We start from the raw sequence: 20,414 nt of genomic DNA on the forward strand, positions 1-20,414 counted from the left end.
GGGGCGCGCCAAACGCGCCCCGCTCGCCTCTTCTTATGAAACTCGCCCCCGCCCAACTCGCCAAACACCTGCAAGGCAACCTCGCGCCTGTGTACATCATCAGCGGTGATGATCCGCTGCTGTGCCAGGAAGCCGCCGATGCCATCCGTACTGCTGCCCGTCGGCAAGGCTTCGATGAGCGCCAGGTGTTCAGCGCCGACGCCAGCTTCGATTGGGGCTCGCTGCTGCAAGCGGGCGCCAGCATGTCGCTGTTCGCCGAAAAACGCGTGCTGGAACTGCGCCTGCCTTCCGGCAAGCCTGGCGACAAGGGCGCCGCGGCGTTCATCGAATACTGCTCACGCCCTCCTGAAGATACCTTGCTGCTGATCAGCCTGCCCAAGCTCGACGGCAGTGCGCAGAAAACCAAGTGGGCCAAGGCACTGATCGAAGGTCAGCAGACCCAGTTCTTGCAAATCTGGCCGGTGGACGCCAACCAGTTGCCACAATGGATTCGTCAACGTTTGTCCCAGGCGGGGCTTTGCGCCAGCCAGGACGCCGTCGAGCTGATTGCGGCGCGCGTGGAAGGCAACCTGCTGGCGGCCGCGCAGGAAATCGAAAAACTCAAACTGATGGCCGAAGGCGGTCAGATCACCGTCGAGACGGTGCAAGCGGCTGTTGCTGATAGTGCGCGCTTTGATGTATTCGGCCTGGTGGATGCGATTCTCAACGGCGAAGCCGCCCACGCTTTGCGCATGCTCGAAGGCCTGCGGGGGGAAGGCGTCGAACCGCCGGTGATTCTCTGGGCGCTGGCCCGGGAGCTGCGCCTGCTGGCCAACCTGTCGCTGCAATACAGCCAGGGCATACCGCTGGACAAAGCCTTCAGCCAGGCCCGTCCGCCGGTCTGGGACAAGCGCAAGCCACTGATGAGCAAAGCCCTGCAACGCCACTCGGCGCAGCGCTGGGGGCAATTGCTGCTCGATGCTCAGCGTATCGACGCACAGATCAAAGGCCAGGCGGCGGGCTCGCCGTGGATGAGCCTGAGCCGTTTGTCGCTGTTGATGGCCGGTCAGCGGTTGGCATTGCCGGCGGAATGATCGGACAATGTGGCGAGGGAGCTTGCTCCCGCTCGGCCGCGCAGCGGTCGTAAATCCGACGAATGCATTCTGCCTGACAATACGCGGTTATCGATTTTAGGACCGCTTCGCGCTCCAGCGGGAGCAAGCTCCCTCGCCACAGGTCGTCATTTCCTACACATCGCAGGGTCTGGACAGATTCCCCGCGTTGTCCGATGATCGGCAACGCAAAACCCCACCCCACCAGCGAGATCCCTTCGTGAGAAAAAAGCCATCAACGCATGGCCCCAACAAGGCCAAATCCATCATCGCCCAGCCTCTGTTCCGTAGCCGTCAGGAACAACCAGGCAAGGGCAAAGGCAGTTACCGCCGCGAAGCCTTCCAGTCTAAAAGCTGGGAGGCTTCTTACTTTCAGACCGCCTGAACGCAAGCAACCCCTCAACATGTTAAGGTCGGCACCTGATTCGTATTTTCTGGACCTGTGCATGCCCTTTTGTATTTTCCGTCGTTGGCATTTACGCCAATTGATCGCTGCCTCCAGCCTTATTCTGTTAGTCGCCTGCGCGGAAAAACCGACTGCCGCCGACGCCCAACCGCTTCAGAACGTTGCTGTCGTCCCCGCGCCCGCGGTGATTCCTCCAGTGGTCCCGACTGGCGAGAACCTGGAAATCCAGCCGACGCAGACGTTCAATGAATGGCAGACCGGCTTTCGCCAGGACGCCCTGGGCGCGGGCATCAACCCCAGCCTGTTCGATCGCGCCTTTGCTGGCGTTACACCGGACATGAGTGTGATCCGCGCCGATCGCAGCCAACCGGAGTTTGCCCGTCCCGTATGGGAATACCTTGATGGCGCGCTTTCTGCCATGCGGGTCCGCAAAGGCCAGGGGTTGCTCTACGAACACGCCGACACCCTGCAAAGCATCGAACAGCGTTATGGCGTCGATCGCCAGGCGCTGGTCGCGATCTGGGGCATGGAAAGCAATTTCGGCAGTTTCCAGGGCGACAAATCGGTGATCCGCTCGCTGGCGACCCTGGCCTATGAAGGCCGGCGTCCAGGCTTTGCCCATGCCCAATTGCTCGCCGCCCTGCAGATTCTTCAGCACGGTGATATCGAGCCCGAGAAGATGCTCGGCTCCTGGGCTGGCGCCATGGGGCAGACCCAGTTCATCCCGACCACCTACAACACCCACGCGGTAGACTTCGACGGCGATGGACGGCGCGATATCTGGGGCAGCCCGGCCGATGCCCTGGCCTCGACCGCCCACTACCTGCAAAGCTCCGGCTGGCAGAAAGGCCAGCCCTGGGGCTTCGAGGTGCAACTGGCGAGCGGTTTCGACTACGCGCTGGCCGATGGTTCGATCCGCAAGTCCGTCGCCGAATGGATGCAGCTCGGGCTCAAGCTGCCTGAGGGGACGAGAGTACCGCCCGGCTCCGAACAGCTGTCCGCGGCCCTGTTGTTGCCGGCCGGTTATCGTGGCCCGGCATTCCTGATCCTCGATAATTTCCGGGCCATTCTCAAGTACAACAACTCGTCGTCCTATGCCTTGGCCGTCAGTCTGCTGTCCGAGCGCTTCAGCGGTGCCGGGCTGATCAGCGGTGAATGGCCCAAGGATGACCTGCCGTTGAGCCGCTCCGAGCGGATCGAGCTGCAAAGCCTGCTCAGCATGAACAATTACGATGCCGGCACCGCCGATGGCATCATCGGCGCCAATACCCGCAAGGCGATACGCGCGGCGCAGCAGTCGTTTGGCTGGCCGGCGGATGGCTATCCGACGCACAAGTTGCTGGAGAGTTTGCGTAGCCGCTAAGCAAAGATCGCAGCCTGCGGCAGCTCCTGCACCGACCGCGTTCACCCGTTAATCCCGGGTGTACGCAAATCCCGTAGGAGCTGCCGCAGGCTGCGATCTTTTCTGCTATGCCCACGCTCTCACATGGGAATGAAGCCTAGGAGCGAACCACCACATCCTGCTCCAGCACCAACTCTTGAGCCCCCGCATCCAACCTGACCATCGCCCCCATTGGCAGGGTCAGGTTCGGATCGCAATGGCCACTGCGCCAGCCCGCCAGTACCGGAATCCACAGCGGCTCGAAGGTTTGCTTGAGCAACCCCGCCAAAGCCTGCTCATCTACCCCGGCAACGTCGCCCACCAAGACCCCACAGAGCTTGCTCAGCACGCCCGCGAGCCGCAGGTGGGTCAGTAGCCGGTCTATGCGGTACAGCGGCTCGTTGATGTCCTCGATGAACAGAATGACACCCTCGGCATCGATCCCGTAAGGCGTGCCCAGGGTCCCGGCAATCAGCGAGAGATTGCCTCCCAGCAAACGACCGCGCGCCACGCCCGGCACAATCGTGGTCAATGGATACGCCGGTGGGTGGCGCAACACGCTCCCGGACGTTAATTCCCCTCTGAGCATGCCGAGCAACGACGATTCTGTGGGCTGCTGCTTATCCCCCAGCAGATCGGCGTTGAGCATCGGCCCGTGGAAGGTCACGAAGCCCGCATAGCGACTGATCGCCAGATGCAGTGCCGTGATATCGCTGTAACCGACAAAAGGCTTGGCATTGCGGCGCAGCAGCTCGAAATCGATCCGGTCCAGTATTCGCGGGCTTCCATAACCGCCACGCAGGCACAGGATCGCGTCAATGCGGCTGTCGGCAAACGCCGCGTGCAGGTCGTTCAAGCGGACCTCGTCACTTCCGGCCAGGTAGCCGTCTTTGTCTTCGACACCGGGAAAGATCCGCAGCCCGTAGCCCCTGGCCTGCATCCATTGCACAGCTTTCTCGGCATCCAGCGCTGCGGGACCGGCCGGCGCGATCAAGCCGATCACGCCATTGGCTGGCAATGCAGGCACTGGCGTATGAGCACAGGCTTTGTCTGTTGATCGAATCGTCATCCATGGTTCTCCCTGCGTAGACTCTTCAACGCACAGTAGACACGAAAGCTGGCAAATAGAAGGGGAGAAGCGCTACAGGACGTGAAGGGAAAGTCTGGTTTGCGGTGGCAATGTGGTTCTGCCCCAACGAAAAAGCAGACCACCCGCCAGAATGAAGATTCTGGCGGGCGGTTGCAGATCAGGACATCAGGCTGGCTTTAACCAGTTTCGCCTGTTCATCGGCGTGGTACGAGGAACGTACCAGCGGGCCCGACGCAACGTTCTTGAAGCCCATCTTGTAGCCTTCTTCGGCGAACCAGGCGAACACGTCCGGGTGCACGAAACGCTGCACCGGCAAGTGGCTGCGCGATGGCTGCAGGTACTGGCCGAGGGTCAGCATATCGATATCGTGTTCGCGCATGCGCTTCATGACTTCGATGACTTCTTCGTCGGTCTCGCCCAGGCCCAGCATCAAGCCGGACTTGGTCGGAATATGCGGCATCATCTGCTTGAAGCGTTGCAGCAGGGTCAGCGACCACTGGTAATCTGAACCCGGACGCGCAGCCTTGTACAGGCGCGGCACGGTTTCCAGGTTGTGGTTGAACACATCCGGCGGCTCGGCGGCGGTAATTTCCAGCGCCACGTCCATCCGGCCACGGTAGTCCGGAACCAGGGTTTCGAGTTGCACGTTCGGCGACAGCTTGCGGATCTCGCGGATGCAGTCGGCAAAGTGCTGGGCACCGCCGTCACGCAGGTCATCGCGGTCTACCGAGGTGATCACCACGTACTTCAGTTTCAGGTCGGCGATGGCGACGGCCAGGCTTTGCGGCTCGTTGACGTCCAGTGGCTTCGGACGGCCGTGACCGACGTCGCAGAACGGGCAGCGACGGGTGCAGATATCGCCCATGATCATAAAGGTCGCGGTGCCGCCGGAGAAGCACTCACCCAGGTTAGGGCAGGACGCTTCTTCACAGACGCTGTGCAACTTGTGTTTGCGCAGCAACGCCTTGATACGGTCGACTTCCGGCGAAACCGGGATACGCACGCGAATCCAGTCGGGTTTTTTCGGCAGTTCGGTGGTTGGGATGATCTTCACCGGAATGCGTGCAACCTTCTCGGCGCCGCGCAGCTTGACGCCGGCTTCTACCTTGGCACGCGGGGCCGGACGCTCGGTGACATCCAGCGTCGGGATCATGGTTTGCACTGCATCAGTAGTCATATCAGTCGATTCCGCCCGTTAGGGTCGTCTGCTCAGCGTAGTCGAGGTGTTTGACGAGCTGCACACGCAGCCGGGCACTAACCTCGGCAAATTCAATCGGTCCTGTGTGAGCACTCAGCTGGGTCATTGCCAGCCCGGCGTAGCCACAGGGGTTAATCCGTCGGAACGGCTCCAGATTCATATCCACATTCAGCGCCAGGCCATGAAAGGAGCAACCGTGGCGAATCCGCAGACCCAGAGAGGCAATTTTCGCGCCGTCGACGTAGACGCCCGGCGCATCGGCCTTGGCCAGCGCCGTGACGCCATAACCGGCCAGCAGCTCGATCAGGCACAGCTCCATCCGGCTGACCAGCTCGCGCACGCCAAATCCCAGCTTGCGCACATCCAGCAGCAGATAGGCCACCAGCTGGCCAGGGCCGTGATAGGTCACTTGCCCGCCGCGGTCGACCTTCACTACCGGAATATCCCCGGGTAGCAGCAGGTGCTCGGGCTTGCCCGCCTGGCCTTGAGTGAAGACCGGAGGATGCTGAACCAGCCAGACTTCGTCCGGCGCCGTGCTGCCGCGCTCATTGGTGAAGCGCTGCATGGCCTGCCAGACCGGCTCGTAAGCCATCTGGCCGAGCTCTCGAAAGCCCAGCGTGCCGGACATCACAACACCATGTGCACGAAGCCGGTTGCCCGCAACTCGCTGTTGATGTCGTACAGCTGCTCTTGACCGGTGGCGATGATGTGCAACTGGATGGTCGTGTACTTGCCGTTGGTACTCTGGCGCTCGGCCAGGGTCTGATGGTCAACGGTTGCGTGTTTTTCAAGGATTGCGATGATCTTGTCCTTGAAACCCACGCCGGTGTCGCCGATTACCTTTATCGGGTAATCCGCGCAGGGGAATTCAATTTTTGGCGCCTTTACTTCAGTATCTGTCATGGCGTAACGGCCTCGTAAGCCGTGGCGACGGACATACCCCCCGCTCCATGTCGGAGCGAGAGGCACGCTGGACCACAATAATCAGTTGAACAAGCCGTAGAAGAATAGACGGATGCTATCCCACATGCGGCGGAAGATACCACCCTCGTCGACGGCGTCCAGTGCGATCAGGTCGGCGCTGTGCACGACTTTATCGTCCAGTTTGACTTCGACTTTACCAATCACGTCGCCCTTGGCGATCGGTGCGATCAGCTGCGGGGTCATGCTCATGCTGGCCTGCAGCTTTTTCAGCTGGCCTTTAGGCAGGGTCATGGTCAGGTCTTGAGCCAGACCGGCCTTGACCTGATTGGTGGTGCCTTTCCAGACCGGAGCCTGAGCCAGCTCGGTGCCCTTCTGGTAGAAGGTCTGGGTTTCGAAGAAGCGGAAACCATAAGTCAGCAGCTTCTGGGTTTCAGCCGCACGAGACTGTTCGCTGTTGGTGCCAAAGACCACTGCGATCAAACGCATGCCGTCACGTACCGCCGAAGACACCATGCAGTAGCCGGCTTCGTCGGTATGACCGGTTTTCAGGCCGTCGACCGTCTTGTCGCGCCACAGCAGCAGGTTACGGTTCGGTTGCTTGATGCCGTTCCAGAAGAACTCCTTCTGCGAGTAGATCGCATAGTGAGCAGGGTCTTCGTGGATGATCGCGCGGGCCAGCACGGCCATGTCATGAGCCGACGAGTAATGCTCCGGGTTCGGCAGACCGGTCGGGTTCATGAAGTGACTGTTGGTCATGCCCAGATCGGCGACGGTTTTGTTCATCATGTCGGCGAATGCGTCTTCGCTACCGGCGATGTGCTCAGCAAGCGCGACGCTGGCGTCGTTGCCCGACTGGATGATGATGCCGTGCAACAAGTCGCTGACCGTTACCTGTGTACCCACCTTGATGAACATCCGCGAACCGCCGGTACGCCAGGCGTTCTCGCTGACGGTTACCGGATCGTTTTCACCGATCTGGCCGCGACGGATTTCCAGGGTCGCCAGGTAGGCAGTCATCAGCTTGGTCAGACTGGCCGGCGGCAGACGCTGGTCACCATTGTTCTCGACCAGCACATTGCCGCTGCTGGCGTCCATGAGCACATAGGATTTGGCGGCCAGTTGCGGTGGCGACGGCATCATCTCGAGCGCCCAGGCGGCAGGCGTGATGATCAGCGGGACAAGCAGGCACAGGCGTTTGGCAAAGGTGGTGATGTTCATCCGTCTCTCGAAATTGCTAATGGAAACTTGCCCTCGCGGGCAAAACTAATCTGACAACCGGTCCCGGTTGTCGCGTGTTCAGTTGTTCGCCTTGAACCCTGTGTGGGCCTTTGTTCTTTGACGAGCCAACAACTGGAACCCGACCCCAGGGTCAGGTCCTCAATCTGATGTCACTTATTCCGCTGTTACCAGCTTTGGCTGGCCGAGATTGGCCATTCGCACGCTGTTTTGCACTTGCTGGATTTCACCCGGCGTACCGATCGGCCCCAGACGTACCCGATGGAGTGTCTGTTGATTGCGCACGATCGAACTGATGAACACCGGAGTCTGCACCATCCCGCTCAGCTTCGACCTCAACAGCTCGGCAGCGTCCGGGTTGGCGAAGGCGCCCACCTGAAGATACTGGCCAGAGGCTGCTGCAGAAGCGTTTTTTTTTGCATCCAGCGGCACTGGCACAACGGGCGCGGCATGCTGCTGCGGTGGCGGCGTCCATTGTTCCACGGTGCCGGCCGAAGCCGTCATCACCGGAGCGGCAGTTTGCGCCACTCGCGGCTCGTTGAGCATCAACGGCGCCGGCCGGCCGCGCTGGGCCCACCATTGCTGCGGGTCGATCCCCTCGACCTTGACCCGCGCGGTGCCGGTTTCGGCGTAACCAAGCTTCTTGGCGGCAGCGTAGGACAAATCGATGATTCGGTCCGAATAGAACGGCCCACGATCGTTGACCCGCAGAATCACGCTCTTGTTATTGTCCAGGTTGGTCACCCGGACATAGCTCGGTAACGGCAGGGTCTTGTGTGCGGCACTCATGCCATACAAGTCATAGACTTCGCCGTTGGCAGTATTCTGGCCATGGAACTTGGTGCCGTACCAGGAGGCCGTACCCGAAGCGACGTAATTCTTCGACTCGCTCATTGGGAAGTAGCTTTTGCCCAGCACCGTGTAGGGGTTGGCTTTGTAAGGGCCGGAGTGCAGGGTCGGTGTGGCATCGGGGATGCGCGAAACATCGACATCCCACCACGGCGCGCCATCTTTATGGGCGCGATTGATATCCAGGCCAGGTGTTGCGCGAACGACGGTCGGCGATTTCTGCTGCGGCGCGCGGCTGGTCGAACAACTGACCACCAACAACGATAGTGCAGCAACAGCCGCCAGCTTCAGGGGTTTATGTATCGGCATTGCCCGCATTACTTGACGCCCCGTGCTTGGACCAGCAAATCAGACAGCTGATGCACGGCCATGGCGTACATCACACTGCGGTTATAGCGCGTAATCGCGTAAAAATTATTCAACCCCATCCAGTACTCGGGGCCATTGTCGCCTTCCAGACGAAAAGCCGTGACCGGCATATCATCGCGCAGCGCATCATGACTTGACCAGCCCAGCGCCCGCAACTCCCCGACCGTTTTCACCGGTTCGATTCCTGGGGTCAACCCTTCGTCGACCCGGTCACCCCGCACCGTGGCCAGGCTGACCACCGGCTCGCGGGCTACCCAGCCGTGATGCTTGAAGTAGCTGGCGACACTGCCAATGGCGTCGTCCGGGTTGGTCCAGATGTTGATGTGGCCATCACCGTCGAAATCCACAGCATAGGCGCGAAAACTGCTCGGCATGAACTGTGGCAAGCCCATGGCGCCGGCATAAGACCCCTTGAGCGTCATGGGGTCGACCTGCTCTTCACGGGCCAGCAGCAGAAACTCACGCAGTTCCTTGCGGAAAAAATCGGCGCGCGGCGGGTAGTCGAAGCCCAGGGTCGACAATGCGTCGATCACCCGATAATTGCCGGTATTACGGCCAAAAAAGGTCTCAACGCCGATGATCGATACAATCACCTGGGCCGGCACCCCGTATTCCTTTTCGGCGCGGGCCAGCACGGCTTCGTGCTGACGCCAGAAATCCACGCCACGGGCAATCCGCGCGTCGGTGAGGAACATCGGGCGGTATTCTTTCCACTGCTTGACTCGCTCGGCCGGCCGGGAAATCGCGTCAAGAATCGACTGCTTGCGCTCGGCTTCGCGGAACACCCCCATCAGCTGTTCTCCCGCGAATCCGTAGTCGCGGGTCATTTCACCGACGAATTCGGCCACCTGCGGCGCGCCTTCAAAATCGCCGGCCAGCGCCTCCTGCGCTGCACCAAGGATGCCTACCAGGCCGACCCACGGAGCGTATCGAGTCGCCCAGCCATGCATTACTTGCATTGAACTCTTCACCTTATTCAAACCTGCGCGATCCACTTACGATGGGTATGGACCGACATCAAAACCCCAAACGCTGACAGCAGCGTCACCAGCGAAGTTCCGCCATAGCTAATGAATGGCAATGGCACCCCTACTACCGGCAACAGGCCACTGACCATACCGATGTTGACGAAAACATAAACAAAAAACGTCATGGTCAGGCTGCCGGCGAGCAATTTGCCGAACAGCGTCTGTGCCTGAGCGGTAATCACCAGCCCACGGCCAATCAACAGCAAGTAGATCAACAGCAAGGCACAGATGCCCACCAGCCCGAATTCTTCGCCCAGGACCGCGATGATGAAGTCGGTGTGGCTCTCCGGCAAAAAGTCCAGATGGGACTGAGTGCCGAGCAGCCAGCCTTTGCCGAATACGCCGCCGGAACCGATGGCAGCCTTGGACTGGATGATGTTCCAGCCAGTGCCCAGCGGATCGCTTTCCGGGTCCAGGAAGGTCAGGACCCGCTGTTTCTGGTACTCGTGCATGACGAAATACCACATCGCAACAGCCACCGGCACCGCGGCAGCGATCACGCTGACGATCCAGCGCCAGCGCAAGCCACCCATGAACAGCACGAAGGCGCCGCCCGCGAGAATCAGCAGTGAAGTACCAAGATCGGGCTGGCGCACGATCAGGATAAACGGGATCCCGATCAGCATCAGGCTGATGCCGACGTGCTTGAGTTGCGGTGGCAGTGAGCGTTTGGCCAGATACCAGGCGATGGTCGCCGGCATGATGATCTTCATGAACTCCGATGGCTGGAAACGAATCACCCCGGGAATGTTGATCCAGCGCGTAGCGCCCATGGCGTTGTGGCCCATGACGTCCACTACCACCAGCAGCACCACGCCGCACACATAGGCCAATGGCACCCAGCGCGCCATGAAGCGCGGCTCGAGCTGGGCGATGATGAACATCGACACCAGGCCGATGCCGAAGGAGGTCGCTTGTTTGCCCAGCAGATCCCAACTCTTGCCACTGGCCGAATACAGCACGAACAGACTGCCCGCCGCGAGGGTCAGCAACAGAATCAGCAAAGGCCCGTCGATATGCATGCGTTGCAACAGCGTCGCGCGGCGACGCATCACATCCTCACTGGAGAGGATGCGATCAAAATTACTCTTCACGGGCCGTAGCCTCCGCGCTTATAGGGCTGGCGAGCTCAGGCTTGAGCCGGCCGTCCTGGTCGAGCAACCAGGCGTCCATGATCTGGCGAACCACCGGAGCGGCCACGCCGGAGCCGGACTCGCCGTTCTCGACCATGACTGCGACAGTGATTTTCGGGTTATCGGCAGGGGCAAAACCGACGAACAAGGCGTGGTCACGATGGCGCTCCTGAACCTTGGAGCGGTCGTACTTCTCGCCTTGCTTGATGGCGACTACCTGGGCCGTACCACTTTTGCCGGCGATCCGGTATTGCGCGCCGATAGCCGCTTTGCGTGCCGTGCCGCGCGCGCCATGCATCACCTGCTGCATACCGTGATTGACCTTGGTCCAATCGGACGGGTCGCGCAGGATGATGTCCGGCATCGGGTCTGCATCGACCGGCTTCTCGCCTTCGATGGTTTTGGCCAGGTGTGGGCGATACCACTTACCTTTGCTGGCCACCAGCGCAGTGGCCTGGGCCAGTTGCAGCGGGGTTGATTGCATGTAGCCCTGACCGATCCCGAGAATCAGTGTTTCGCCCGGGAACCAGGCCTGGCGCCGGGTCGCGCGCTTCCACTCGCGCGACGGCATCAGCCCCGGCGATTCTTCGAACATGTCCAGCGAGACCTTCTGGCCGATACCGAACTTGCCCATGTAGGCCGACAACCGATCGATCCCCAGCTTGTGGGCCAGGTCGTAGAAATAGGTGTCGTTGGAACGCATGATCGCCGTATCCAGGTCCACAAAGCCGTCGCCGGTGCGGTTCCAGTTACGGTATTTGTGATCGTAGTTGGGCAGTTGGTAGTAACCCGGATCGTAGACCCGCGTCGACGCGCTGACCACGCCCGAGTCGAGCCCGGCAATTGCCACTGCGGGCTTGATGGTCGAGCCTGGTGGATAAAGACCGCGCAACACACGGTTGAACAGTGGACGGTCGATCGAATCACGCAGCTCGGCATAGGCCTTGAAGCTGATGCCGGTGACGAACAGGTTCGGGTCGAAACTCGGCTGACTGACCATCGCCAGCACCTCGCCGGTGTTCGGGTCCAGCGCCACCACTGCGCCACGTCGCCCTCCCAGCGCGAGCTCGGCGGCTTCCTGCAGCTTGATGTCCAGGCTCAGGACGATGTCCTTGCCGGGAATCGGATCGGTCCGTTTGAGCACCCGCAATACACGGCCACGGGCGTTGGTCTCGACCTCTTCATAACCCACCTGACCATGCAGCTCCGGCTCGTAGAAGCGTTCGATGCCGGTTTTGCCGATATGGTGGGTGCCGCTGTAATTGACCGGATCGAGGCTCTTGAGCTCTTTCTCGTTGATCCGCCCCATGTAACCCACGGAGTGCGCGAAGTGCGCCCCTTGCGGATAATGCCGCACCAGCTGCGCGACCACTTCCACCCCCGGCAAACGGAACTGATTGACGGCGATGCGGGCGATCTGCTCTTCATTCAGCTCGAACAGTATCGGTACTGGCTCGAATGGCCGGCGCCCCTGCTTCATACGCTTTTCGAACAGCTGCCGATCTTCCGGTGTCAGCTCCAGCACTTCGACGATCACGTCGAGCACTTGCTGCCAATCCCCCGAACGCTCGCGTGTCATGCTCAAGCTGAAACTGGGCCGGTTATCGGCCACCACCACGCCATTGCGGTCGAAAATCAACCCGCGGGTCGGTGGAATCGGCTGTACATGAACCCGGTTGTTCTCCGACAGCGTGGAGTGATACTCGTACTGGATCACCTGCAGGAAATACAGTCGGGCGATCAGTACCCCGATCAGACACACCACCGCTATTGCACCGAACACGACCCGGCCACGCACCAGACGGGCGTCTTTCTCGTGGTCCTTGATGCGGATCGGTTGAGACATTGAGTAGGGCGCGATGCTATTTGTGATAAGGGTGCCCGGACAGAACCGTCCAGGCGCGATACAGCTGTTCACCGATCAGAATCCGCACCAGCGGATGCGGCAACGTCAGGGGCGACAGCGACCAGCGCTGATCGGCCCGCGCACAAACCTCCGGCGCCAGCCCCTCGGGGCCGCCGACCATGAAATTCACCGTGCGCGAATCCAGCCGCCAGCGATCCAGCTCGACCGCCAGTTGCTCGGTACTCCAGGGCTTGCCGTGCACTTCGAGCGTGACAATCCGCTCATTCGGGCCGACTTTGGCCAGCATGGCTTCGCCTTCCTGACGGATGAAGCGCGCCACGTCAGCGTTCTTGCCACGGGTATTGAGCGGTATTTCCACCAGTTCCAGCGCCAGTTCGGATGGCAGACGCTTGGCATATTCATGCCAGCCTTCTTCCACCCATTTGGGCATGCGGGAGCCGACGGCGATCAGACGCAGTCGCACAGCGATCCCTTATTGCTGGTCTTTGTTGAGCTTGATGAAGTGCTCGTGGGAGTTTTCCGGGCTGTGGTGTGCAGCGTTCATCGCACGGCTTTGTTCCGCACCCGACCACAGACGCTCCAGATCGTAGAACTGACGAGCGTTGGCGGTCATCATATGAACGATGACAGTATCCAGGTCCAACAGAACCCAGTCGCTGTCGCCCTTGCCTTCTTCGCCCAGCGGCTTGACGCCCTGGGCCTTGACCGCCTCGCGGACCTTATCCAGCATCGCGCCGATCTGGCGGTTGGAAGTACCTGTAGCGATGATCATGAAGTCGGTGATGCTCTGCTTTTCACGAACGTCGATCACCAGAATGTCCTGGGCCTTGACGTCTTCCAGGGCCGCTACGGCAACCTTGACCAGCTCTTCGCCGGCGAGGACCACACCAGTTTCAGCCGGTACTGGCAGGGGGGCGCTCTTGAATGTGCCTTTGCGCTTTACTTTAGTTACGTCTTTGTCAGTCATATAAAACTCGTTTTGCTCGTATGTTCGGGCGCTTCAATACACGTCATTACGTGCCTGGAAGCGTGCCCTCTTTTCAGTTCGACGCACAGTAAAGACCGTGCGCATCGATGTAGGCCAGGACCGCGTCAGGCACCAGGAAACGTACCGACTTACCGCTGGCCAGCAGTTGACGGATCTGGGTGGCGGATACCGCGAGCGGTGTCTGCCAGACGAATGCAATCTGTCCGCTCGGCCCTTTCAGGGCCAGCGGGTCGCTCACCGAACGCGCTGCCAGCAGGTTGCGCAAGGCATCCGGTGGTTCGCTGTCGGCATCCGGGCGTTGCAACACCAGGATGTGGCAATGCTGGAGCAACTCCTCCCAGCGGTGCCAAGTGGGCAGGCCGCAAAATGCGTCCCAGCCCAAAAGCAGAAACAACTGGTCATCAGCGGCCAACTCGGCCCGCATCAGTTCCAGGGTGTCGATGGTGTACGACGGTTTGTCCCGTTGCAGCTCACGGGCATCCACCACCAGTGGCGCAAGACCCGCCACCGCACATTCGACCATCGCCAGACGGTCGACGGCCGACACCTGTGGCGTACCTCGATGCGGCGGCCTGGCACTGGGTGTCAGACGCAGCTCATCGAGCGCCAGCGATTCGGCCACCTCCAGCGCACTGCGCAAATGGCCGATGTGGACTGGATCGAAGGTTCCGCCCAGCACGCCAATGCGTCGAGGTCGGGGTTCGCTTGGGGTCAGGGCAGCCGGCTGGCGGATATCGGCCAAGTCAGACCGACTCCTGACCGCGCAACTGACCATCACCGACCACGATGTACTTCTCGCAGGTCAGACCTTCGAGGCCCACCGGGCCGCGGGCGTGCAGCTTATCAGTAGAAATGCCAATCTCGGCACCCAATCCATACTCGAAGCCATCGGCAAAGCAGGTCGGGGTGTTGATCATCACCGAACTGGAGTCGACCTCAGCTACGAAACGCCGGGCTTCGCCCTGGTGCTCGGTGACGATCGAGTCGGTGTGATGGGAGCCGTAATGGTTGATGTGTTCGACCGCCTGATCCAGACCGTCGACCACACGGATCGAGAGGATCGGCGCCAGGTATTCGGTATTCCAGTCTTCTTCGGTAGCCGCTACCACCTCGATGATCGCCCGCGTGCGTTCGCAGCCGCGCAGCTCGACGCCCTTGGCGCGGAATTGCTCGGCCATCGCCGGCAGGAAATCGGCGGCGACCGCTTGGTCGACCAGCAGGGTTTCCATGGCGCCGCAAATGCCGTAACGGTAAGTCTTGGCGTTGAACGCGATGCGCTGGGCCTTGGGCAGTTCGGCGTGGGCACTGACATAAACGTGGCAGATCCCATCCAGGTGCTTGATCACCGGCACCCGGGCGTCACGGCTGACTCGTTCGATCAGGCTTTTGCCACCTCGAGGCACGATCACGTCGACGTATTCGGGCATGGTGATCAGCGCGCCAACCGCAGCACGGTCGGTCACTTCGACCACCTGCACCACGGCAGCTGGCAAACCGGCCTCGGCCAGGCCCTGCTGAATGCAGACAGCGATGGCACGATTGGAATGAATCGCCTCGGAACCGCCCCGCAGGATGGTCGCGTTGCCCGATTTCAAGCACAGGCTCGCGGCATCGATGGTCACGTTCGGCCGTGACTCATAGATGATCCCGACCACGCCCAGCGGCACACGCATCTTGCCGACCTGGATGCCCGACGGCCGATAGCTCATGTCGCGGATCGCCCCAATCGGGTCCGGCAGGCTGGCCACCTGACGCAAACCGACAATCATGCTGTCGATCCGTGCCGGGGTCAGCGCCAGACGCTCGAGCATGGCCGGCTCCAGACCATTGGCCCGGCCAGCGGCCAGGTCCAGTTCATTGGCGGCGGTCAACTCGGCGCGAGCAGTATCCAAAGCCGCGGCGGCAGCGTGCAGCGCGCGGTTTTTCTGCGCAGTGCTGGCACGGCCGATCACGCGGGAGGCTTCGCGGGCAGCGCGACCCAGGCGGGTCATGTAGTCAAGAACGGACTCAGTCATGGTCTCAATGGTCTTGGCAAAGAGGAAAGCGGCAGATTATAGCTGTCGCGCTCTCCTACTAACAGCAGTGACGGGCGGATGGTCGAAATGGAGGGCAAATAGAGGACGTTCAGCCGTGATTAAGCCTGGAATTGCTATCATCGCGACTCAATCAGCTGCAATTGCCGTTAGCCATTATGTCTAATCCGACCGCTCCGAGCATGCCCAAGGCGCTGCCTGATGAGTTTTTCAACCGTGATGCCCAGATCCTGGCCCGCGAACTGTTGGGCAAAATCATCCGCCATCGAGTCGGCGATATATGGCTCAGCGCGCGAATCATCGAGACCGAAGCCTATTACTGCACCGAGAAAGGCAGCCATGCTTCCCTGGGCTACACAGAAAAACGTAAGGCATTGTTTCTAGACGGCGGCCACATCTATATGTATTACGCCCGTGGTGGCGATTCGTTGAACTTCAGCGCTCACGGGCCAGGCAATGCAGTCCTGATCAAATCCGCCTATCCGTGGATCGACGAAGCGTCCGGCCCGGCCAGCCTGGCCCAGATGCTGTTAAACAATCCTCATGCCAATGGCCATCCGCGCCCCTCGCAGAAACTCTGCGCCGGGCAAACCTTGCTCTGCAAGGCGCTGGGCCTGAAAGTGCCGACCTGGGACGCAAAACGCTTCGATCATGAGCTACTGTTTGTCGAAGATGTCGGCCTTCCACCGATCCACATCATTCAAACTACTCGCCTGGGCATCCCACACGGACGCGACGCGCACTTGATGTACCGCTTCGTCGATGCCTCCTACGCCCCATACTGCACCCGAAACCCGCTGCGCCGTGGCCAGGTCGAAGGTCGCGACTATTTTCTGATCTGAAACACGACCCCCCGGTCAATAAACAATGATGGAGTTGAATCTATGGGCCCATGGCTCGATGGCCTGACCGGATGGTTGACGGCAAACCCGCAATGGCTGGCCGCCGCGGTATTCATAGTGGCCTGCGTCGAGTGCCTGGCGATTGCCGGACTGATTGTCCCGGGCACGGTCTTGTTATTCGCCGTCGCGGTATTGGCCGGCAGTGGCGCGCTGTCCCTGGGCGAGACCCTGCTGCTGGGGTTTGTCGGCGGTTTGCTGGGGGACCTGGTGTCGTATTTCCTGGGGCGGCGCTTTCACCAGAACATTCGCCGCCTGCCGGGATTGCGTCATCACCCGGAATGGATGGCCGGGGCTGAAGCGTACTTCCAGCGTTATGGCATTGCCAGCCTGCTGGTCGGGCGCTTTATTGGTCCGTTGCGCCCGATGCTGCCGATGGTTGCGGGAATGTTCGACATGCCGTTTCCGCGATTTGCCGCTGTCAGTATGTTGGCGGCAGCGGGCTGGACCGTAGCGTATCTGTTGCCGGGCTGGGCGACTGGTGCGGCCATCCGCTTGCCCCTCCCGGAAGGGTTCTGGCCGCAAGCCGGGGTCGTCGTCGGCAGCATCGTCGTATTGATCGGCCTGAGCATCAACAGCACCTTGCGCCGACATCGCAGCGCCACAGTACTGATCACAGTCCTGAGCTTCGTCATTCTGGTCGGGATGTTTATCGGCTATCGCTACCTGAATCAGTTCGACCAGGGCCTGATGACCCTGATCCAGGAACACCGCAGCAGCACCGTAGACTCCGCCGCCGTGGTGGTAACTCGCCTCGGCGATTTTCGTACATTGCTCTTTGCCAGCGGCCTGCTAACCATTTTGCTGCTGGTGGCGCGCCAATGGCCCCACGCGATCTTCGCTGGCAGCACCTTGCTCTTCACTTCCCTGGGCAATACCGGGACCAAATGGTTTTTTGCCCGCGTGCGCCCGGAAGTGCTGACCGACCCGCTGACCACCTACAGCATGCCCAGTGGCCACAGCTCCGGCTCGTTCGCGCTGTTCCTGACCCTGGCAGTCCTCGCCGGTCGTGGCCAACCACCCCGAATGCGCCTGACCTGGCTATTGGTCGGGTGCCTGCCTGCAATGGCGATCGCTATGTCGAGGGTTTATCTCGGGGCTCACTGGCCGACCGATGTGCTGGCCGGCGCCATGCTCGCGGCCTGTTTCTGCGCCGCCAGTCTGAACCTGAACCAACGCCAGACCTCCTTGAGTGCAATGTCTGCCAAAGTCTGGTGGCTGGTGCTGCCGGCGCTGGTGGCGTTGTTTGGGTTCTTTGCGCTACGGCATTTGCCTGATGCGATGTTGCGGTATGCATATTGAGCAAATACTGATGTTTGCACGCTAAAAGATCGCAGCCTGCGGCAGCTCCTACAGATTTTGCGTACACCCGCACATTCACGGGTGTACTCGGTCGGCGTAGGAGCTGCCGCAGGCTGCGATCTTTTCAAGCCCACCCCGGTTTTCTGTACACCCTCGCAAGACAACTCTCTTTCGCCAGGGTGATATAGCGGCAATCCAAGACCACGCGATGCGCGGCTTTTGGTAAACATCAGGCAAACAACTCCCCCTGCAACTCATCAAGCAACGCCTGAATCGCATCCAGGCGTTGCTGCGGATCATCGAGTTGCAATAGATCGATCTTGTCCAGTTCGGAGAATGGCAGCAGGTAAGCCAACTGATTGGCCAGGGATTGCTGGCCGGTGGCTTCGGTGCCCATGTTCAGGGCTTCGACCATCGGGTGCTCGGCCAATGCCCTGAGCAAGGCCACCAGGTCGGCGTCTTCATCCTGCAGTGGCTGTTCGGGCACGTCGTCGAGCCATTCGACTTCAGCCACCATCAGCTGATCGCGCTGCACTTCGGTGCGCAGCACCCGGAACCTGCGCCCACCCTCGACGCGAATCCCCAGCAGGCCGTTGTCCTGCTGCTTGAAATCACGGATCAGTGCCTCGCAACCCACCAGGGCATAGCCCTCAGGCGCGACGCCCACCTCTTCACCCTCGAGAATGCACACCACGCCAAAGCCGCCGCTCTGCTTCATGCAGCGGCTGATCATGTCCAGGTAGCGCGCCTCGAAAATCTGCAGATCGAGGGTGCAACCGGGGAACAACACCGTGTTCAGGGGGAAAAGCGCCAGGCTCATATAGGTTTCCTTAAACCATCATTGACACAGCCAGCGGCAGGAACACCGCCGTGGCCACGCCCATCAAACTCATCGCCAATGCGGCGAAGGCTCCGCATTCCTCACTTTCCTGCAAGGCAACCGAGGTACCGACCGCATGCGCCGTCATGCCTAATGCCATGCCGCGGGCTTCAGGGCTATGGACACCCAAACGAGTCAAAATACTCGGCCCGAAAATCGCTCCGATCACGCCGGTGATCAACACGAAAACTGCCGCCAGCGCCGCCACACCGCCAATTTGCTCGGCCACCAGCATAGCGATCGGTGAGGTCACCGATTTCGGCGCTATGGTCATCAGAATCATGTGCTCGGCACCGAACCACCAACCCAGCACCACGCCGAGACTGGTCGCCACCACACCCCCTATCACCAGCGTAGTAAATATCGGCCAGAACAACTGCCGAATCCGCCGCAGATTGAGATAGAGCGGTACCGCCAGGGCGACGGTGGCCGGCCCCAGCAGGATGCTGAGAATCTCGGTGCTTTTGCGATATTCGGTGTAACTCAGGCCACACCCGACCAGCACGCCGATCACCAGCAGCATCGACACCAGCACCGGCTGCAAGAAAATCCAGCGGGTTTTCTCATACCCGATCAGCACCAACTGGTAGGCCCCCAGAGTGATGCCAATGCCGAACAATGGATGATGAATCACTGCAGCCCACGCGCCCTGCCAATCAAAGGTCATCGGGTCTCCTCGCGGCGAGCCTGGCGCTGGATCATCTTGTGCATCAATACGCCAACGAAGGCCATGGAGATCACCAACGACAGCACCAATGCGCCGACGATCGCCCAGAAGTCCGCAGCGATATCGCTGGCGTAGACCATCACCCCCACCGCTGGCGGCACCAGCAGCAATGGCAAATAACGCAGCAGACTGCTGGCCGCCAGGTTCAGCGGTTCACCGACTGTGCCGCGACTAATCAGAAACACCAGCAACAGCAGCAGGCCGACAATCGGCCCCGGCAGTACGGGTAAAAATAAATGGTTAATAGCCGTGCCGAGCAATTGAAACAGCACCAGCCAGGTCAAGCCGCGTAACAACATCTGTCATCTCCCGCAAATTCGCGCCGGGCATTATAAGCATGTCGAACGCTATGAACCGGCATTCGCAAACACCATAAATGGTTGACCGCAGCCATTGGCCATGATGATCTAAAGTGGTTGCCAGGGGGCCAGGCCCCCAACCCAGAAAAATATAAAAACGATGAACCCAAGGAGAGTCTCAATGCCCTACGTTCCAGTTGCAGAGCTCAAGGATTATGTCGGCAAGGAACTCGGATGTTCCCAATGGCTCACTATCGATCAGGAACGCATCAACCTGTTCGCCGAAGCCACGGGTGATTTTCAGTTCATCCACGTTGATCCGGTAAAGGCTGCACAAACACCCTTTGGCGGTACGATTGCCCACGGCTTTCTGTCTCTGTCGCTGATCCCCAAACTGATGGAAGACATTCTGGTATTGCCGCAAGGTTTGAAGATGGTCGTCAACTACGGCCTGGACAGCGTGCGCTTCATCCAGCCGGTCAAGGTCGACTCCAGGGTTCGACTCAAGGTCGATCTGGCCGAAGTCACTGAAAAGAAACCCGGCCAATGGCTGCTCAAAGCCACCGCGACCCTGGAGATCGAAGGCCAGGAAAAGCCGGCCTACATCGCTGAGCCGTTGTCTCTCTGCTTCGTTTAACCCTCCCGGATGCGAAACAGCTTCCCTGCTGTTTCGCACGGCTCTATATATACGACACATAGCTGCGGCATACTCGG

The 20,414-nt window shown here is 60.3% G+C and carries 22 protein-coding genes; 6 read left to right on the forward strand and 16 right to left on the reverse strand.

The features are described 5' to 3' along the window. Window positions 1-35 precede the first annotated feature (35 nt). The 3 genes from holA to F8N21_RS05745 all read left to right on the forward strand — a co-directional run bounded on the left by holA (window position 36) and on the right by F8N21_RS05745 (window position 2,860). Window positions 36-1,073: a DNA polymerase III subunit delta gene (gene holA, locus F8N21_RS05735; protein ID WP_150641210.1), complete on the forward strand. Its 1,038-nt coding sequence runs from the start codon at window positions 36-38 to the stop codon at window positions 1,071-1,073. Between the two features lie 238 nt (window positions 1,074-1,311). Continuing rightward, window positions 1,312-1,476, forward strand: a complete 165-nt coding sequence (gene arfA / locus F8N21_RS05740) for an alternative ribosome rescue factor ArfA (protein WP_150641241.1) — start codon at window positions 1,312-1,314, stop codon at window positions 1,474-1,476. A gap of 61 nt (window positions 1,477-1,537) precedes the next feature. Further along, window positions 1,538-2,860: a lytic murein transglycosylase gene (locus tag F8N21_RS05745; protein WP_150641211.1), complete on the forward strand. Its 1,323-nt coding sequence runs from the start codon at window positions 1,538-1,540 to the stop codon at window positions 2,858-2,860. 136 nt (window positions 2,861-2,996) lie between these two features. On the opposite strand, the gene F8N21_RS05750 is transcribed toward F8N21_RS05745, so the two are convergent. The 13 genes from F8N21_RS05750 to F8N21_RS05810 form a co-directional block, all read right to left on the reverse strand. Then, complete coding sequence (locus F8N21_RS05750) at window positions 2,997-3,947, reverse strand: S66 peptidase family protein (RefSeq protein WP_150641212.1); 951 nt, start codon at window positions 3,945-3,947, stop codon at window positions 2,997-2,999. A 178-nt stretch (window positions 3,948-4,125) separates the two neighbouring features. Then, the gene (lipA, locus tag F8N21_RS05755) at window positions 4,126-5,145 is read right to left on the reverse strand and encodes a lipoyl synthase (RefSeq protein ID WP_150641213.1); all 1,020 of its coding nucleotides are present in this window, start codon (window positions 5,143-5,145) and stop codon (window positions 4,126-4,128) included. A gap of 1 nt (window position 5,146) precedes the next feature. Then, window positions 5,147-5,794, reverse strand: coding sequence for a lipoyl(octanoyl) transferase LipB (gene lipB / locus F8N21_RS05760; RefSeq protein WP_150641214.1), 648 nt, complete (start codon window positions 5,792-5,794; stop codon window positions 5,147-5,149). Continuing rightward, window positions 5,794-6,069, reverse strand: coding sequence for a DUF493 domain-containing protein (locus tag F8N21_RS05765; RefSeq protein ID WP_150641215.1), 276 nt, complete (start codon window positions 6,067-6,069; stop codon window positions 5,794-5,796). Before F8N21_RS05765 ends, lipB begins: the two co-directional genes overlap by 1 nt. Before the next feature lie 81 nt (window positions 6,070-6,150). After that, on the reverse strand, window positions 6,151-7,308 hold the full coding sequence (locus F8N21_RS05770; RefSeq protein ID WP_150641216.1) for a D-alanyl-D-alanine carboxypeptidase family protein: 1,158 nt from the start codon (window positions 7,306-7,308) through the stop codon (window positions 6,151-6,153). Window positions 7,309-7,482: 174 nt separating this feature from the next. Beyond that, on the reverse strand, window positions 7,483-8,493 hold the full coding sequence (locus F8N21_RS05775; RefSeq protein WP_150641217.1) for a septal ring lytic transglycosylase RlpA family protein: 1,011 nt from the start codon (window positions 8,491-8,493) through the stop codon (window positions 7,483-7,485). After that, window positions 8,493-9,503: a lytic murein transglycosylase B gene (mltB, locus tag F8N21_RS05780; RefSeq protein ID WP_150641218.1), complete on the reverse strand. Its 1,011-nt coding sequence runs from the start codon at window positions 9,501-9,503 to the stop codon at window positions 8,493-8,495. The genes F8N21_RS05775 and mltB overlap by 1 nt, the downstream gene beginning before the upstream one ends. A gap of 17 nt (window positions 9,504-9,520) precedes the next feature. After that, window positions 9,521-10,624: a rod shape-determining protein RodA gene (gene rodA / locus F8N21_RS05785; protein WP_191624215.1), complete on the reverse strand. Its 1,104-nt coding sequence runs from the start codon at window positions 10,622-10,624 to the stop codon at window positions 9,521-9,523. A gap of 31 nt (window positions 10,625-10,655) precedes the next feature. After that, on the reverse strand, window positions 10,656-12,551 hold the full coding sequence (mrdA, locus tag F8N21_RS05790; protein ID WP_150641220.1) for a penicillin-binding protein 2: 1,896 nt from the start codon (window positions 12,549-12,551) through the stop codon (window positions 10,656-10,658). Between the two features lie 16 nt (window positions 12,552-12,567). Continuing rightward, window positions 12,568-13,035 carry a 23S rRNA (pseudouridine(1915)-N(3))-methyltransferase RlmH gene (rlmH, locus tag F8N21_RS05795; RefSeq protein ID WP_003185785.1) on the reverse strand — a complete coding sequence of 156 codons (468 nt, stop codon included), beginning with the start codon at window positions 13,033-13,035 and terminating at the stop codon, window positions 12,568-12,570. A 9-nt stretch (window positions 13,036-13,044) separates the two neighbouring features. Then, window positions 13,045-13,539 (reverse strand): ribosome silencing factor, encoded by a 495-nt coding sequence (rsfS, locus tag F8N21_RS05800; protein ID WP_150641221.1) that lies wholly within the window; start codon window positions 13,537-13,539, stop codon window positions 13,045-13,047. 73 nt (window positions 13,540-13,612) lie between these two features. Further along, complete coding sequence (gene nadD / locus F8N21_RS05805) at window positions 13,613-14,335, reverse strand: nicotinate-nucleotide adenylyltransferase (RefSeq protein ID WP_150641222.1); 723 nt, start codon at window positions 14,333-14,335, stop codon at window positions 13,613-13,615. After that, window positions 14,304-15,575 carry a glutamate-5-semialdehyde dehydrogenase gene (locus F8N21_RS05810; RefSeq protein ID WP_150641223.1) on the reverse strand — a complete coding sequence of 424 codons (1,272 nt, stop codon included), beginning with the start codon at window positions 15,573-15,575 and terminating at the stop codon, window positions 14,304-14,306. The genes nadD and F8N21_RS05810 overlap by 32 nt, the downstream gene beginning before the upstream one ends. A gap of 176 nt (window positions 15,576-15,751) precedes the next feature. Here F8N21_RS05810 and F8N21_RS05815 point away from each other — a divergent pair, with 176 nt between their 5' ends. After that, window positions 15,752-16,435 (forward strand): DNA-3-methyladenine glycosylase, encoded by a 684-nt coding sequence (locus F8N21_RS05815; RefSeq protein ID WP_150641224.1) that lies wholly within the window; start codon window positions 15,752-15,754, stop codon window positions 16,433-16,435. Between the two features lie 42 nt (window positions 16,436-16,477). Further along, window positions 16,478-17,794 carry a bifunctional DedA family/phosphatase PAP2 family protein gene (locus tag F8N21_RS05820; protein WP_150641225.1) on the forward strand — a complete coding sequence of 439 codons (1,317 nt, stop codon included), beginning with the start codon at window positions 16,478-16,480 and terminating at the stop codon, window positions 17,792-17,794. A gap of 229 nt (window positions 17,795-18,023) precedes the next feature. Here F8N21_RS05820 and F8N21_RS05825 read toward each other — a convergent pair whose 3' ends face one another. The 3 genes from F8N21_RS05825 to F8N21_RS05835 are packed head-to-tail and all read right to left on the reverse strand — an operon-like array spanning window position 18,024 to window position 19,700. Next, window positions 18,024-18,614 carry an LON peptidase substrate-binding domain-containing protein gene (locus F8N21_RS05825; RefSeq protein ID WP_150641226.1) on the reverse strand — a complete coding sequence of 197 codons (591 nt, stop codon included), beginning with the start codon at window positions 18,612-18,614 and terminating at the stop codon, window positions 18,024-18,026. A gap of 10 nt (window positions 18,615-18,624) precedes the next feature. Continuing rightward, a complete protein-coding gene (locus tag F8N21_RS05830) occupies window positions 18,625-19,341 on the reverse strand; it encodes an LrgB family protein (RefSeq protein ID WP_150641227.1) in 717 nt (238 codons plus the stop codon). Then, on the reverse strand, window positions 19,338-19,700 hold the full coding sequence (locus F8N21_RS05835) for a CidA/LrgA family protein (RefSeq protein ID WP_150641228.1): 363 nt from the start codon (window positions 19,698-19,700) through the stop codon (window positions 19,338-19,340). Before F8N21_RS05835 ends, F8N21_RS05830 begins: the two co-directional genes overlap by 4 nt. A gap of 181 nt (window positions 19,701-19,881) precedes the next feature. On the opposite strand from F8N21_RS05835, the gene F8N21_RS05840 reads away from it, so the two are divergent. Continuing rightward, window positions 19,882-20,337, forward strand: a complete 456-nt coding sequence (locus F8N21_RS05840; RefSeq protein ID WP_150641229.1) for a MaoC family dehydratase — start codon at window positions 19,882-19,884, stop codon at window positions 20,335-20,337. Window positions 20,338-20,414 lie beyond the last annotated feature (77 nt).

Source organism: Pseudomonas fluorescens (genome assembly GCF_902497895.1).
Taxonomy (GTDB): Bacteria; Pseudomonadota; Gammaproteobacteria; order Pseudomonadales; family Pseudomonadaceae; genus Aquipseudomonas; species Aquipseudomonas fluorescens_BP.

Bases quoted from the DNA above. Each gene is read 5' to 3' on its own strand.
- rsfS (WP_150641221.1), bottom strand. From the start codon at position 13,539: ATGACTGACAAAGACGTAACTAAAGTAAAGCGCAAAGGCACATTCAAG.
- F8N21_RS05745 (WP_150641211.1), top strand. From the start codon at position 1,538: ATGCCCTTTTGTATTTTCCGTCGTTGGCATTTACGCCAATTGATCGCT.
- F8N21_RS05750 (WP_150641212.1), bottom strand. From the start codon at position 3,947: ATGACGATTCGATCAACAGACAAAGCCTGTGCTCATACGCCAGTGCCT.
- F8N21_RS05775 (WP_150641217.1), bottom strand. From the start codon at position 8,493: ATGCGGGCAATGCCGATACATAAACCCCTGAAGCTGGCGGCTGTTGCT.
- F8N21_RS05825 (WP_150641226.1), bottom strand. From the start codon at position 18,614: ATGAGCCTGGCGCTTTTCCCCCTGAACACGGTGTTGTTCCCCGGTTGC.
- mrdA (WP_150641220.1), bottom strand. From the start codon at position 12,551: ATGTCTCAACCGATCCGCATCAAGGACCACGAGAAAGACGCCCGTCTG.
- rodA (WP_191624215.1), bottom strand. From the start codon at position 10,624: ATGCGTCGCCGCGCGACGCTGTTGCAACGCATGCATATCGACGGGCCT.
- F8N21_RS05810 (WP_150641223.1), bottom strand. From the start codon at position 15,575: ATGACTGAGTCCGTTCTTGACTACATGACCCGCCTGGGTCGCGCTGCC.
- holA (WP_150641210.1), top strand. From the start codon at position 36: ATGAAACTCGCCCCCGCCCAACTCGCCAAACACCTGCAAGGCAACCTC.
- F8N21_RS05765 (WP_150641215.1), bottom strand. From the start codon at position 6,069: ATGACAGATACTGAAGTAAAGGCGCCAAAAATTGAATTCCCCTGCGCG.
- F8N21_RS05830 (WP_150641227.1), bottom strand. From the start codon at position 19,341: ATGACCTTTGATTGGCAGGGCGCGTGGGCTGCAGTGATTCATCATCCA.
- F8N21_RS05770 (WP_150641216.1), bottom strand. From the start codon at position 7,308: ATGAACATCACCACCTTTGCCAAACGCCTGTGCCTGCTTGTCCCGCTG.
- F8N21_RS05820 (WP_150641225.1), top strand. From the start codon at position 16,478: ATGGGCCCATGGCTCGATGGCCTGACCGGATGGTTGACGGCAAACCCG.
- lipA (WP_150641213.1), bottom strand. From the start codon at position 5,145: ATGACTACTGATGCAGTGCAAACCATGATCCCGACGCTGGATGTCACC.
- F8N21_RS05815 (WP_150641224.1), top strand. From the start codon at position 15,752: ATGTCTAATCCGACCGCTCCGAGCATGCCCAAGGCGCTGCCTGATGAG.
- mltB (WP_150641218.1), bottom strand. From the start codon at position 9,503: ATGCAAGTAATGCATGGCTGGGCGACTCGATACGCTCCGTGGGTCGGC.
- F8N21_RS05835 (WP_150641228.1), bottom strand. From the start codon at position 19,700: ATGTTGTTACGCGGCTTGACCTGGCTGGTGCTGTTTCAATTGCTCGGC.
- F8N21_RS05840 (WP_150641229.1), top strand. From the start codon at position 19,882: ATGCCCTACGTTCCAGTTGCAGAGCTCAAGGATTATGTCGGCAAGGAA.
- nadD (WP_150641222.1), bottom strand. From the start codon at position 14,335: ATGGTCAGTTGCGCGGTCAGGAGTCGGTCTGACTTGGCCGATATCCGC.
- lipB (WP_150641214.1), bottom strand. From the start codon at position 5,794: ATGTCCGGCACGCTGGGCTTTCGAGAGCTCGGCCAGATGGCTTACGAG.